Raw genomic sequence first — 16,184 nt, forward strand, 5'->3', positions numbered from 1 at the left:
CTCTTTATTTAATAACTGCAAATTTGCCAATTTTTTCACCTAAACCAGGTGCATTCAAATGATATATATATACACCATAAGCGATATCCATTCCATCATCTGTTACTAAGTTCCATGAAATTGATCCATCAGTTGGACTAGAATCTTTATATAATGTTTTAATCAATGCTCCGGTAATAGTAAAGATTCTTATCTCGCACTTTGCGGGAAGATTAATAAAGTCAATTCTTCTTTCACCTCTTCCAGTTTGCGCAACAGTTCTCTTTTCCCATTTATTGGTAACAATATATGGATTTGGAACAACGTTAACATTATCTAAACTTTTCTTAGCACTATCCGAATCAACGCGTGCGGATTTGGTTGTGAAAGTAAAATAATCGCCGGTGGTAAATGGTTTATTTGTTGATAGCAAGAATATATCTCCCGCAACTGGAGGTGCGGCAAATGGTGAACTAATTGGTCCGTCATACGCAATTTTCCAAGCATAGGTAAGTTTGCCGTCAACTTTTTCAAGAAGAATAATAACATCATTAAGGTCAAAAGTTTTATTCTTATTGATATCAAAAAATTCAACTTCAACCGTATCGCCTCTTGTAATATTTTTTGCAATAAAATTGATAGGAATTTTTGTATATGTTGTAGTTACTGATCCCATCGGTACAAATTCCAACTGATAATCAGCAGGATATCTAATATCACTTTTTGTTTTTATTACACCAGTATCCGGAACAGCGTGCAAATTATAATTACTGTAACCTTTTATCCAACCGCTCTTTGCATTATTTGCTGCCAAGGTATCATAATTTAAAACATTAAGTGCAATTCCGTCAAAAGGATTGCCAAGTATACCTTCTTTAAAAGTTGAAGAATCCGCCGAAGCATCGGTTAAAGTATCAACAGTGCCGTTATAATTACGGGTTACAAAATAATCAGTTGTTCTAAATCTTGTTTTACTGCTTGCCAAAATATTAGCATTTGACGAGTTAAAAGTTATTTTATAATTGGCACCTTCTTTAACTTCGTCGCCATTTATCACGGTTACATTTAACTTGCCTGTGCCAAGTCCTTGCGGATCAGAAATATTGGTGATTTCAGATGGTATAAATCCAGCTACAGGTGAATTTGGAGTAACCATAGCGCAATTTATATCTATTCTTGTAACCGTACCAGCTTCATCAGCCTCAATAATTTTTGTGGTTTCCGTGGGAATTAGTCCTCTTGTTCCGCGCGAAGGATCTCCTTGATCATATGCTACTAGAGCATAATAATAAACTTGACCGTTCACAACATCATTATCAATATATGAATGCTGCAAGCCTGAATCATCTCCTCTCCAAAAATGTGCGCCGTTAACTCCAACGGGATCGGGTCCTTTTATTCCATCTTTTAAATCGAACTGAGCAATTGGCTTATAATATTTTGGACTAGCTTTTGAATCAGTTATAACTTTAATATCTTGAAATTCAGGTTCTCTACTTCTTAAAACAAGGTATCCTTCAAAATCCATCTTTCTTAAAAACGGATCATAAGATTTTTCAGCAATATCGTTCCAGAACAAAGAAACCTGTCTGTCTCCGGCAACTGCTTTTAAAGTAGGTTTGTTTGGCGGTCTAGAAAAATTGTAATCGGCATTGTAAATCTGCTGAACAGTTTCTTTATTAAACACTAAATCTGGAAGATCATCGCCAAAAGCAAGCGCTACAGAAAATCTCTCATTGTCGTTTCTTCCCAATGGAAACGCGCCTGAGCCGAATAATATTTGAATATTTGCATTCTCAAGTACCGTATCGAACTTACTAACTTGAAATCTCTGATAAATCACATCATCATTTTTCAGCCATATGTCTTTTGTACCTTTACCGGCTAATCTTTGAATAGCCAAGCTGGTCAAACCAATCTGATCAGATTCGTCTTTATCTGTTGTATCAAAATTCGGTTCACCAGTTGTAGGCTGACCGTCACCCTCACCCTCATCAGGAGCTACATATTCAAGGTCAAATGGTCCTAAACCGTCTTTTCCAACGTCGTCATTCAAAGGTTCATTTGTATCCCATTTCCCGTTTCCATTTAAATCCTCATATGCAACCCAATCATTATTATTATCCTTTCCATCATTCATGTCTTCATCAACCATTCCATCTTCATCATCATCAATATTATTATATGAATTTCCTGGGCTTTGTAAAAACGCATATCCGACTACGCCGCATTTATATCTATCTGAAACAGGTCCGCCTAACGGAGGATCGTTATATGCATAAGCAATATCAAGGGTTTTATCATATGACGCGAAATCTCCGGAATTGGCATCATAATATCCGCCGACTCCAGTATCGCAATAAAAACCAAAATATGTTGAATCATAGCCATTGTCGGCTAAGTTATAAATATCATAATGCCAAAATATAATATCTTCAGCCAATACGTTAACCCACTGTAATCCTCTAATTTCTACTCTTATACCCAATCCACCTCTATCAGGCATTGATGCAACCGGAAAATAAAGATAAGGAGGACGCGTAAACTCACGATCTTTGGAATCATCTATTACAAAAAATGTTTCCTCATCCGCATTTGATTTTTTACCAAAGTATCCATACCAGTAACCATCCCATGAATCATCAACAAGCGGCAGAGCTCTGGACCAAGTGATTGGCCATGTAGACTTATTAGAACTAATTGCGGGAGATTCACTTGAAGGAGCAACATAACCCGGAACAGGTCTCATAACCCATTCTTCATTTGTAACGGGATCTTTATCTACTTCTTCTCGGTATGCGCCTTGCGCGGGATGAATAACATTATTATTTCCCGGGGCTACAACACGAGCGGTTATGATAGGCGTACAACCATCAATATAACTATGTTTACTGCCTTTGGGCCATTCTCCGGAATTGGTAATTGCCGCTCCATCAACCCAATAACCAAGTTCTCCGGTATTTTCAAATACTGAACGAACTAAATTGCCTTGCAGTACGCCTCTCTTTTTATACAGTTTATTACCAAGCGGTTCGTTTCTATAATTTTCATATTGCTGATCTAATGATTGACCTAAGATCAAACTAGATGCAACAAAAATGTTAATTAAAATTATTTTCCATTTAAACATTACAAACTCCTTATAATTAAAAACCAACGCTGAATCCAATTCTTACTTGTCTTGGAGCTGAGTAATCATTAGGATTTAGTAAATATTCTTTAATAGTATTTAAACCATAAATAACACCAGTATATTGTTCAGCGCCTAAATCAACACCCGCTCTTCCCGTTGATGCACTAACACCGTATTCATTTTTAATATCAAATAAATTATATACCAACAAGTAAGTATTGAAAAACAAACCATAAATTTCCAATGTCTTTGTTGCTTTAAGATCTAGATTTAAAACAGTTGGTTTTCTTCCGTTATTTTCAAATCTAAGATTCTGAGTAAATCTTGCGTCTTCAGTATAAGGCATTCCGGAACCATAATTAAATATTAATCCAACAGTCCAATCTTTTGCATCGCCGATTGTAATTGATGCGTTCAATGTATGGTTTTGGTCCCAATTTAATGGAACAACTTTTTTATTGGATTCTTTTGGAGGTTGAGTTTGCTGATTGTAAAAATTAGTCAACGGATCTGATGCGTTACCCTGCGCAACCTGATAAGTATAATCTATTTTTGCGCTGAACATATCAGCATATCGTTTATCAAGTGTTAAAACCAAACCTCTTACATTGCCGTAATCTCGGTTGAAATATCTGCCATAAAGATCACCGTCATATGTTTTAATAACTTCAGTTCCAAGCAAATTATTAATATCGCTATAGTAAATGGAAGCGTCTACTGAGATATTTGGGAATACAACCTGTTGAACTCCTAATTCATATTTAACCGTTTTTTGTGCTTTTAGATTTGGATTGCCGATAATGGAACTTAAAGCGCCTTCTACAATTACATATGCGCCGTTTGTATATAATACGTCAAAAGTCGGGATTTGGAAAAAATGTCCGTATGAAAAGTGGATTGCTCCTTGATCTGAAATTGGGAATGAAACCCCTAATCTTGGACTAACTTGAAATTCGGGTTCCGAACTTACGTAACCAAGTTTACCATATTTTTCCAATGTCTTTTCAAAGAACAATGGATTGTTTCTTGGGTTCTGCAAATCTATCGGCAAAGAATCATTTGAGTTAAAATAATCCACCCTAACACCGGCATTTATAATCATTATATCATATTCCATTTTATCTTGAATATATGCCGAAAATTCAAAAGGTCTTCTTTGATATTTTTCATTGTATTCCGTACCAACATTCGTATATCCAATTGTATAAATTGGCTGATTTGTTATTGTATCAAGAATTCCTTCAGTTTGGTTTCTTATGTCTTTCCAATGATAAAAAAGTTTGTATTGTGTAAACTCTGTACCTAATTTAACCTTGTGCTGTTTTGTAACCTGAGATTCTAAAGAAAATATCGCCGTATTTGTATACGTAAATCTATTGTATCTATCGGTTTCATTACCGCCGTGTCTAAATGTATATGATGATTTAGTTGTTGATAATGTAGGATCAACATAATTGGTATCAAATTCATCTTCGTATAAATAACCATTATATCTATTAAAATTTGATGCCAATTTTAAGCTTGCGAAAACATCTTGTGATGGATAAAACGAAATTTGAATATTGTTGCTTGTATTTGTTCTGTAATGATTTTTCAAACCATCGGGAGCCAATCTATAATCATGACTATAATATTTATTCCAATGATCATCCCAGAAAAAACTATAACTGAATTTCCAATTTGCCAATCCATATGTTAATTTTCCGTTAAACGATTTATTATCTTCCGGATTCATGGGTACATATTTTCCGTTGCCTGTGTGAAATACATAAAAGGCTGTAGGATCACTTTCATCAAAAATTATTGGAGAAAAATCATTTGTATTATAGACTCTTTTTCCATAAATATAACCATCGCTTTTAAAGTACCTGCCTGTCATAAAAAATGTTAAGCCGTCAAGAAGTTTTGTAGGACCGCTTAAACTAAACTGCAAATCTTTAGGACCAGAAAAGTCAACTTTATTAAGGTTATAAAAAATTCCAGTATGATTTGTAAAATAACTCCCCAAATAGGCAGATGCAAAACCTTCATAGAAAGAAGAACCGTCTTTGGTTACTATATTAACAACACCGGAAAGCGCTTTTCCGTATTCGGCATTAAATGTACCGCTAATTACTTCCAATTCGCGAACTGAATTATTCTCAACTTGAAGAGCATTTGCACCGTTATAAACGTCATTAACAGGCACACCATCAACCAAGTATGCAACTTCGTTTGAACGGCCGCCTCTAAAATGACCATCAACAACACCAGCTTGCAAATTGATAATTTGTCCAATATTTTCAACCGGCATCATTTTAATATCGTCTGAAGTAACAATTGCAGAAGTTGAAGTTAAATCTTTGGTAATTAATGGAGCTTCAGCTTGTACCACAATTTCATCAATTTTAATTGATTCGGAAACAAGTGAAACATCAACTTTTGTTGTCAAGTCGATTCTAACAGCAACATTTTCAATTCTAGTTTTGTGATAACCGACCGCACTTACTACTACCGTGTATTTTCCCGGAGGAATATTGTTAATATAATAATCACCTTCTATATCTGCGGCTGCACCGAAAAAAGTACCTTCGAGTAATATATTTGCGCCTATTACAGATTCTCCAGTTTCTTTATCTACAATTTTGCCCGATAATTTACCGGTGGTACCGGCATACATTACGGAAGAAAATAAAATAAATAAAATGAAAAGTGATATATAATTTTTTATAGTTAGTCGAAAATCTATTCTCATAGTTTTTCCAAAGGTTTAAGTATCGTTTTTAATTAATCTAATATAAAAATGGGCAGCCCGTTGAGCTGCCCAAGTATTACAGATATTACTTTAATAACATCATTTTCTTTGTTGCTTTAAATGAACCGGTTTCTATTGTATAGAAATATAATCCTGAAGATAAATTTGAAGCGTTAAAATTAACTTCATATGATCCGGCATTTTGCTGTTGATTTACTAATTCAGCAACTTGTCTTCCAAGAACGTCGAATACTTTTAATTTTACATCACCCTGTTTTTCAATTGAGTAAGTAATTTTTGTAGTCGGGTTAAATGGATTTGGATAATTTTGATCTAATGAAAAATGATTTGTAATAGTTGGTATTTCTTCAACGCCAACGATTTCATCACCTATCCAAGTATGCGCCCAAACTGAAACATTTTGCCAACCTTGGTCGTTATCTTTTGCAGAATAGAAAATCATTCCTTCTCTAGTTACACCGTCATTATCATTCATACAGAAATCAAAAGGAACTTTCCAACCGGTTTCCCAAGTAATAGGATCATCAATAATTCCAGTTTCTAAATTTCTTTTTGTTGCCAAATCGGTAAAAGGAATTTTTGCTTCAATAACAATTCCGGATGGGAATGTTCTTTCAACCCAAGCGTAATTTGCTGTACCGGCAACTAATAAAGAATCAAATGCTGAATCATTTTGATCGCTTCTTGCCAAGAATTTACCAAATCTTAAGTGATAATCTTGTTTATCGCCATGATAATAACCAACATGAGTAGTAGTATAATCATAGAATCCGATAAATAAATCCGGCGCGTCATTTTCATAAGATGCTAATGCTGGGTCATGATTAACTACGTCGTCAGTAATGTCCATTGCTACATACAAGTTTTCAGCATCGACTGCTACATAACAATCCATTGAACAGTCCGCGTCATCAGTTACTGTTAAAACTGTATGTGCGGTACCGTCAGATGGTTTTATACTAAATGGACGAATTCCTGCCCATTCAGATAAATCGCCATCTGCTACAAAAGAAGGAGCTTCAGTTGAAACTGTAGGAATGCCTTTTGCGGTATTAACAACTGCGCCTGATAAACCTGGTTCGCTGTAATTCGGTTTTGCGTCATAACATACAACTGCATAATAATAAGTTTTTTCTCTGTCAATGTTTCCGGAAACGATAGGGTGCTCAACAACTTGAACATTTTCGCTAATTCCACTTCCGATTCTTTCAACACCTTCAGCTTCAACATCGGTAATTGGGCTTTGGCTAGCATAAACATTATATTTTTCGCCTGATTCACCGGGTACGTCAGTCCATGTAACCAAGTTTGAATATGTACTAGGAACAACCGCAACAACAGGAGCTTCCGGAGCTACAAAATCCGCTACTTGGAAACCTGATGTCTGCATAACGTCAACTAATAAAGAACCATCAGCTTTCAATGCGCCTGAATATCCATCAGCGGTTCCTCTTCCGAAAGGCTCAATTCTAATTCTAAAAATAGCTGCAGGATTCAACAATCCGTTTCCGTTGTTGGATTTTAAAGCGAATCCGTCTTTAGGTGGGAAACGATCATTTGCGCCCATTGGTTTTACAACTAATGGTAAGTAATAATGTGTCCAATCCGAAACAACGCTCAAGTCAATACCCGGATCAATTATCCATTCTTCCGTTGCGCCTGCATCATTATCTTTTTCAAAAACAAAAACTCTCATGAAAGCTCTGCCTGAATCAGCAGCCATTGCAACTAAGTTTTTCATATAAAGAACTAAACCTGTTCTTTCTGCCATACTATCATGAACCGTAATTTCTTTATCAACAGCGACAAAACCGCCCCAATCATAAGGAGCGCTTAAAGTGAAATCCATTTTTAAAGCGCCGGTACCTTCAACAAAATCTGTATTTTCATCAGAAACTGCTAAAGCACCTTTATCCGCACCAGCCCAATCCATCCAATCCAAATTCCAAGAAGCGGAATTTCCGTCAAATGTTTCGAGCGCGCCGTAACGCTGACCTTCAAGTTTCAAGTTATCCATTAAAAATTCACCGGTAACTACAGGTGTATTATCAGGACCGCCAGCAGTAATATAAACCATTGCAAATTCGAATCCTTTAACTTTATCAAATTGTAATATTCCATCAACGTCAGCGCTTTGCGGAGCAAAACCAAGTGTTTTATCAGTGGTTTGAACTAACGGCAATGTGATCTTCTGCCATTCGCCGGTTGATTCAAAGAAATCAATATTCGGTTGATAGTAATAGTATTCTCTTTGATTTTCATTATCGAATTCTGAGAGTTTGAATTCCATAAATACACTTCCGCCTGCTGAAGTATCAGCGGGTGCAGTTACTTTAACCCACATAGTTAATTCTGTTCCGGAAGATAAATCCAAATAAGGAACTGAAGCTATATCTGTTTCATGATAATCGGTTCTAACAGTATAACCGCCCCAACCATCATAAGCTTCAACGCGGTAATCAACTCTCATTGATCCGGTACCAACTTTTGCATCGGCACTGTTATATAAATTAGTATAAGCAGTCGGACCATTTGTGTAGAAGTTAGTGTTTAAAATTGCAGTATCTGCCCAGTTTGTACCAATACTGGTATTAGGCTTAACTGCATTATCAAAAGATTGAACAACCCATTGGGCATTCAATGCAGTTGAAAGCATTAAAGTGAATAATAACAAGAAAAGTTTCTTCATGTATTGCCTCCTTTATTTGTTTAAATTACCAATTAAAGATTTAACTTTAACCAGTTGTTTTAGTGATGAAAAATTATTCTTTATTTCAATATTTTGCTAATAGAATTAGAAGCAAAATCAGTTTTCAGTTTTTCCTCAAAAACTGTTAATTCTTTTACGGCTTCATAATCATTATTTAATTCAGAGCTAAACAAACTAATTCCAACCATGATGGTTGAACTTATAAAAAATAAAATAAATGTAAAATGCAGAAAGTTAATGTTATACAGAAATTTAAGAATGCCAATATTAGAAACAATCTGCTGGTCCAAAACCGTAATTGTCATTTTTAGAAATCCGATAAATCCTCCGATTATTAATGTCCAATAAGCGGCGTTGCTATTTGCTTTTTTCCAAAAAACACCAATAAGTAAAACACTAACAATTGGCGGCGCAATAAATGACTGGATTGTTTGTAAAAACAAATAAATCTGAATGTTAAATAATTTCGTAAAAGGAACAATAGCTATTGCTAGAATAATAAAAATCATTGTAGATAATCTGCCGACCAGAACAAGTTCCCTATCACTGTAATTTTTTCTAAACATTTGGTATACGTCTAAAGAAATAAGTGAAGCGGCACTATTAAAAGAACTCGACAAAGATGACATCAGCGCGGCAAAAAATCCGGTTATAACCAATCCTTTAATTCCAATTGGCAAAAAATCTCCGGTTAACAATAATGAATATGCCGTGTCACCTTTTGAATCGGGATAAAGTACAGCGGCTATTAAACCGGGAAAAATTAAAAAAAGAATTGGAAATATTTTGAAGAACGCGGCTAACATTGTTCCTTTTTTAACTTCCTCTATGCCTTTTGCCGCAAGCACTCTTTGAACAATATATTGATCGGCGCACCAATACCATATTCCAATTATCGGCGCTCCAAAAATTATTCCTGTCCAAGGAACATCAGCATCTGATCCGGATTTAAAAATGCTGAAATAATCTGCCGGTAATTTTTCTACTAACTGTCCAAGTCCTCCGACTGCAGAAAGTCCGAAAATTGAAAGAAGAACAGCTCCTAGTATCAACATTACTGTTTGAAAAACTTGGGTATAAGTAACCGATGTTAATCCTCCGATTACTGTGTATAAACCGGTTATAAAAATTATAATAATTGTAGATGTAAAAACATCCCAACCCAAAACTTGTTTTAGAACAAAAGTCGCGGCTAAAAGAGTTACGCCTATTTTTGTAAATATATAAGATAAAACCGAAACAACGGTTAATAAAAATCTGCTTCTGTTATCAAATCGTTTACCGAAATATTGAGGAACCGTTTGAATATTTGCTCTGAGGAATATTGGGGCAAAAAGCCAGCCTAATAAAAATAAGATAAGGATTGCAAGCCATTCAAAATAGCCCACAGATAAACCGTGTACTGAACCGGCACCGGCTAAACCAACAAAATGTTCACTTGAAATATTTGTCGCAAATAACGAGGTACCAATTATAATCCAAGTCAGATTTTTTCCGGCAAGAAAATAATTGAAAACGGAATTCCCTTTTGATCTTCCATAATATAGACCAATTGCAAGAACTACCGCGAAATAGATCAAAATTATTAAATTATCAAGAATATTCAGATTACCGCTCAAGGGGCCCCGTTCCCTTTTAATGGTATAATATTTTAATAATTTGCTAAAATTATGCCATTTTTAAAGTGCGGTTTTATGAAGAAATATCAAGGATTTATGAAAAACTTTAAATCAAATCTTATTATTTCAATAATTACCACTTATTATTTTAATAACTTGTTTTATCCTTTGCCTACTATTTGAGCAATGATATTTTAATAGTTTTTTGAACTTGAACCGAGTTTTTATCTCCAACATTTAGTCTGCAAAAATAAATCCCGGATGAAAGTTTATCGGCATTGAAATTTAATTTGTGCAAACCAGGTTCTTTCATGCCGTCAAATAATACCTTAACTTCTTGACCTATGACATTGAAAAGAGACAGTTTCACTTTTCCGCTTTTAGGAAGTGAAAATTCGATTACTGTATTCGGATTGAAAGGATTTGGGTAATTCTGCATTAACTCAATTGTTTTAGGTATTTCTGAATTTATGTTTTCATTAAAACTAGTTAAAACACCCTCTTTTGTGTAGTAAGGATAATAAAGCGATTTTATTTTTTGGGCTACGGGTTTTTCTGTCTGTCTATCCATAGAATATAAACCCATGCTTTGGAATCCACGCGGAATACCGGCAGTGTACCAATCAAATACACACCACCATGTACAGGCCATTAAACTACCGTTTTGGTTAACTGTCCCGTCTTGATTTAAAGCCGCATGGATTTTAAATGCTTTAAATGTTTCATCCGCAACGGTAACTTGTGTTTGCAATGAAGAATTGTTTTCTGATGACCAATAACCGAATTCAGTATCCAAAATTGGTTTTTCCGGGAAATTTGTTTTTGCGAGATTAATAAAATTATAAGTTCCGCCGAAATAGGTTGATCCATGGAAAATACCAAAATACATTGTCCAGCCGGCAACATCAACTAAACTTTGAGTCGCATCTGCCGGACCAGGATTATCCGCGGCAGGCGACTGAGAAATTAATCTTCCGTCATAGTAATTTTGATCTATATCATCAATGACCATCTGATTAAATATCAATCTGTTTGTTTCTTCATGACATTCATTTGACATACTCCACATAATTACCGACGGTCTGTTATATTCTTTAAAAACCATTTCTCTAAACATCTGTAAATGCATTTTTCTGTCGTTGTTTTGTATTTGCCAAGGTTCGTCGGTATCTACCTGCCAAAGCGGAATTTCTTCCATGGCTGTTATTCCAAGTCTGTCTAAAATTAAGTAAGTATACGGATGGTTCGGATAATGCGCGGTTCGTATAAAATTCACATTTAATGATTTTACAATCTGAAGATCATTGAAAATAATTTCTTTTGGTAAACTTCTTCCATAAACCGGATGGTCCTCGTGACGGGCAGTTCCGGTTAAAAACATTATTCTGTCATTCAGTAAAAATTTGTTTCCAAAAGTTTTAACTGTTCTTACACCAAATTGTGTTGTGTATTGATCAAGCAGTGTTTCGTTGTCATAAACACTTACTTTCATTACATACAGATTCGGAGAATGAGGAGACCAAATATTCGGGTTATTAATTTGAAGGTTTGTTTCTAATACTTTAACGGAATCCGCGTCAATTGTTTCTTCAATATTGCCTTGTCCGGTTAAATCAGCTTTATTCCCAATCAATTCATAACTAAATTCAGTTGAAATATTCTGCGAGTCAATTTGTGCTTCAAAAACTTCGAGTTCAATTCTAACATTTTTGCTTATAGCATTTCTGTTTTGAATAACTACTTGTGTTTTTATATTCCCGTCAAGATCTTCAGGAATTATATTGGTTCTTACAACAGAAACAGGGTCTGAAAATTCTATAAAAACATCCTGAATAATTCCGCCGTAATTAAACCAATCGACTTGTTTATGTGGAATAACATCAATTCTTGCACCCCAAGAAATAACATCAACTCTTATTGCAATATTATTTGTGTCGCCATAATTTAAAAATTTACTTATATCGAACGCGAATGGAGTGTATCCGCCTTCGTGATATCCTACATAATTTCCGTTTACCCAAACATCGGCGACGTAATTTACGGCAATAAAATTCAGTTTTGCGAATTTTGCGGAGTCTTCTTCATCAACAAAAAAATCTCTTCTGTACCAGACACCGTCTTTAAAGAATTCAGGTGCATTTGGATATTCATTCATTTTATTTTCAACTGAAGGAATTTGCTTTTCTTCCCACGCGGAATCGTCGTAATCAGAATTATTTCTGCCGTTTGCTTCTGTTATTAAATTCGCATATCCGGCTGAATCACGATCAGCCAAAGTAATATTATCATTTGCGGCAGTTCTTTCTTTTTTCCATGTGCCTGAAAGATCGAGCATTTTTCTGTTTTGTTTTTCAAAAGTTGAAAGAGGTATTCCGTTTTGATACGGAATTGAAATGCCGTCTATGTTCTTTATCTCTAAAGTTCGTTTTAATGTTGCCGTTTGTGAAAATACATTAGCAGAAAATAAAAGTGATAAAATTATGATTGAGGAAATTAAATTTTTCTTCATGTAAAAATCCTTTTACTTGTTCATTTGACTTTTATTCTTAATTCGCTTAAAACTATTTTACTAAAATCATTTTTTTTGAACTAAAAAAATCACCTGCTTGTAACTGATAAAAATATGGACCCGCTGCATTGTTTGAAGCATTCCAAATACTTTTGTAAACACCCGACTTCAAATTTGCGTCAATTAAAGTTGAAATTTGCTGACCGAGAATATTAAATATTTTTAATGTCACTTTTGAATCGCTTAATAAAGTAAATTGAATTGTAGTGGACGGGTTAAACGGATTTGGATAATTTTGGAATAATTCAAATTTAACCGGAATTATTTCAATTTCTTTTACTGCTAAAAGATTAGTAATTTGCTCATAAATTTTCTTATCTAAAACACGGTTGAATAGAATTTTATGTCCAGAATCATTTAAATGAATACCGTCGCCTGAATCATAAAGCAGATTAACCGTTCCGTCTTCATTTGCTAAATCTGTCCAAAAGTCAATTGCAAAACTGCCGAATTTTGCATAGGTTGAATCCCTCATTGCCATCTGCTGATTTCTCTGAAGTTCTGTCAAATTTCTCGGCTGTGTCGTTGATATCCAAACCGGTACATTCATTGCCGCGGCTTTTGCCAAAATAGTATCATAATTTGTTAACTGTTCGGAAATAGGAAATCCTTGCGTTACGTCATTTGAAGGCAGATTGATAATTATTGCATTAGGATTATAAGATAATGCTTTTGTAATATTTGAGGACGTTTTAGGTGAAGGTCTTCCTGTCGGCTGAACAAAACCATCCGGCATCAGATCATATGTTGTGTAACCGCCAACCGCTAAATTAATAACTTGAATGGTTGTGTTTTTCTGAACTAAATATTTTTTGTATCTATTTACCCAAGAGCTATCGGCTTTGCTTGCACCAACTCCTGCCGCGGTTGATGATCCAATTACAACAATTTTTGTAACGCTTGAATCATTATTGATTGTAAAAGCCGACTCACTGCTGTCTGTAATTTTTGCATCATCATATTTTGTCAATCTTATTAAACACATCGATGAAGTATCATCAGGGATTTTCCAATTTGCATAGGACTGGTTTGACGCAATTGCATATGGTACAATATTTTTCCAAGTTAAGCCATTGTCTAATGATATATCAATTTTAATCAATGTAATATTTTTGCTTTCCCAACTTATTATTGGGTAAGAGCCCACAGTCCAGTATTCGCCTCCATTTGGACTAATCAATTTCAAATATGTCGAATCGTTTTGCGCATAATAGCTGAAGCTAGATAAAAAAAAGAAACTAAAAATGATAGCTCTCGCAAAGTTCAAATTTATTTTTTTCATAATTTTCAAAATTAATTCAGCAGCAGCATTTTTTTAGTTTGAAGAAAATTTCCACAACTTAATTCGCAGAAATATATTCCGCTCGGCAGTTCCGACGCATCAAAATTTACTTCATATATTCCCGCGGGCTGTACTTTATTTACCAATGTTTTTATTTGTCTGCCAAGTGTATCAAATATCTTTAATTCCGTATTAGAACTGGTTATTGATGTAAAATTCGGCACAGAATATTTAATTACGGTTGTTGGGTTAAATGGATTTGGAAAATTTTGGAAAAGCTGAAATTTCTCCGGAATATTTTTGTCATTCTTAATTCCGACTGTTGTCTGAGTAAATTCAAAATAATTAAAATTATAACCTGTAAAATAAAACTTCACTGTAATTTCGTGTTTCCCTTGAGTAAGATAATAATCATTAAGAACAGTAGTTTTCCAATTCTGCCAGCCGTTTGTTAACGGGATATCGATAAATTCAGTAATGTTGATGCCATCAACGGCAAAAAGAATTTTTCCTCCAGATTCATTTGCGGAAGTTCTGATTGAAAGATTATAATATCCGTCATTTTTAACATCGGCAGTAAATTTTAACCATTCTCCGGTGTTAATCCATCCTACATTAAATCCATTTGTGTTTTGATCTGTGCAATTTTCAATATCAACACCGTCGTTTCTATATTTTCCGCCGGTGTTCCATTCAGCATTGCCCAAACCTTTTGTATTGTCATAATCAGCATCATTATAACTTACAAGTCTGGGACCAAGGTCATAATCAACGGCGTAAATTCTTCCCGGAATTACATTTTCTTTATATGGTAATGAAGTTTTATCAGAAATTTGTCTAATTAAAGCATCAACAACATCAGGTTGAAATGTGCATTTTTCAAATTTCAAATTTTCGAATTGACCTAAAAGCGTTGCGTAAGCAAAAAGTTCATTAGGTTTTGAACCTGTTCCATTCCAATAATTCAATAAAGTTTGATAACCATTATACATTGGCGCAGAAAGCGGACCGACAGCATTATCTATTTTTTTATGAGGCCACCAAGCCCATCCAATATTATTTTTTTTCATTAGTTCTATGCAATCTAAAAACCATGAATTTGAATTTTCTCCGGTTTCGCCAAGCCATAAGGGAACATTATACTGATCACGTAAATTTACCAAATATTGAATTGTCCCCTGGTCATTAGAATTCCAATAACGATGAAAACTATAACTCATGTTATTATCCCAAGCGGGAGTTAAGCCATTGAAATCGGTAGCGTACCAATTCCCTTCAATAAATAAAATATGATTTGTATCAACAGTTCTAATGGAATCGGTAATACGTTCGTACAATTCCCGCAAAGGTTTATTCTCCGATCCTAAATCCCATTTTGGTTCGTTTATTAAATCATAACCGCCAATCCATTCTTTATTGAAATATCTTTTTGCAATTTCTTTCCAAAGCTCTACAGTAAGTGTTTTATTTTCTTCGCTTTCCCACAATGATGGCTTGGTGTTGTCATAATCGCTAATTGCTTCATCACTTTCGCCGCCGGGAGCTGCGTGCAAATCAAGTATTAAATAAATTTTATTTTTTTCACACCAAAATAAAAGGGAATCAATAGTCGCAAAACCTTCTTCAGAAAATGTTAATGGATTGGAATTTTGAATTAATTTAGCCCAATGCATCGGCAGACGAATTGAGTTAAATCCCCATTTAGAAATATTTTCAATATCAATTTCGCGAACGTAATTTTTATGGTAAACTGAATAAAGTTCGGCAGTTTTTGCTTCGCCGACCAATTTGGAAATTTCATTCCTAATTTCGTGTTCAGCTCCCATTATTGAATATGGGGTTTTCAGCATGTAACCTTCTTGAACAAGCCAGCCTCCCAGTCCAATACCTTTGAGCAAAAATTCTTCATTATTACCATCACGTATTTTTTTTCCATCGGCGTGTAAAAAACCTTGGGCAAAATTAAAGTTTGATAAAATGAAGAGGATAAATAAAATTTTATATATAGTGTGTTTTATTTTCATAAGCAAAAAGATTAAAAAGAAAAAAGTATTCAAATAATAAGCCGAAATTTAAATGTGTTAATTTACTCTAAAAATTCAGATTGTAGTCAATATTCTGTTCCAAAAATTATTTT

At 34.5% G+C, this 16,184-nt stretch carries 7 protein-coding genes; all 7 read right to left on the minus strand.

Annotated elements, in window-relative coordinates; all coding sequences use genetic code 11:
- Positions 1-4 precede the first annotated feature (4 nt).
- The 7 genes from IPK06_07600 to IPK06_07630 all read right to left on the minus strand — a co-directional run bounded on the left by IPK06_07600 (position 5) and on the right by IPK06_07630 (position 16,071).
- The gene (locus IPK06_07600; GenBank protein ID MBK7979859.1) at positions 5-3,109 is read right to left on the minus strand and encodes a hypothetical protein; all 3,105 of its coding nucleotides are present in this window, start codon (positions 3,107-3,109) and stop codon (positions 5-7) included.
- Positions 3,110-3,125: 16 nt separating this feature from the next.
- Positions 3,126-5,846, minus strand: a complete 2,721-nt coding sequence (locus tag IPK06_07605) for a TonB-dependent receptor (GenBank protein MBK7979860.1) — start codon at positions 5,844-5,846, stop codon at positions 3,126-3,128.
- A gap of 85 nt (positions 5,847-5,931) precedes the next feature.
- Positions 5,932-6,342 (minus strand): T9SS type A sorting domain-containing protein, encoded by a 411-nt coding sequence (locus IPK06_07610; protein ID MBK7979861.1) that lies wholly within the window; start codon positions 6,340-6,342, stop codon positions 5,932-5,934.
- Between the two features lie 2,294 nt (positions 6,343-8,636).
- Positions 8,637-10,196, minus strand: coding sequence for a sodium/solute symporter (locus IPK06_07615; protein MBK7979862.1), 1,560 nt, complete (start codon positions 10,194-10,196; stop codon positions 8,637-8,639).
- Positions 10,197-10,371: 175 nt separating this feature from the next.
- Positions 10,372-12,705 (minus strand): T9SS type A sorting domain-containing protein, encoded by a 2,334-nt coding sequence (locus IPK06_07620; GenBank protein ID MBK7979863.1) that lies wholly within the window; start codon positions 12,703-12,705, stop codon positions 10,372-10,374.
- Between the two features lie 52 nt (positions 12,706-12,757).
- A complete protein-coding gene (locus tag IPK06_07625) occupies positions 12,758-14,047 on the minus strand; it encodes a T9SS type A sorting domain-containing protein (protein ID MBK7979864.1) in 1,290 nt (429 codons plus the stop codon).
- 11 nt (positions 14,048-14,058) lie between these two features.
- A complete protein-coding gene (locus IPK06_07630; protein MBK7979865.1) occupies positions 14,059-16,071 on the minus strand; it encodes a cellulase family glycosylhydrolase in 2,013 nt (670 codons plus the stop codon).
- Positions 16,072-16,184 lie beyond the last annotated feature (113 nt).

Source organism: Ignavibacteriota bacterium (assembly GCA_016713565.1).
Classification (GTDB): Bacteria; Bacteroidota; Ignavibacteria; order Ignavibacteriales; family Melioribacteraceae.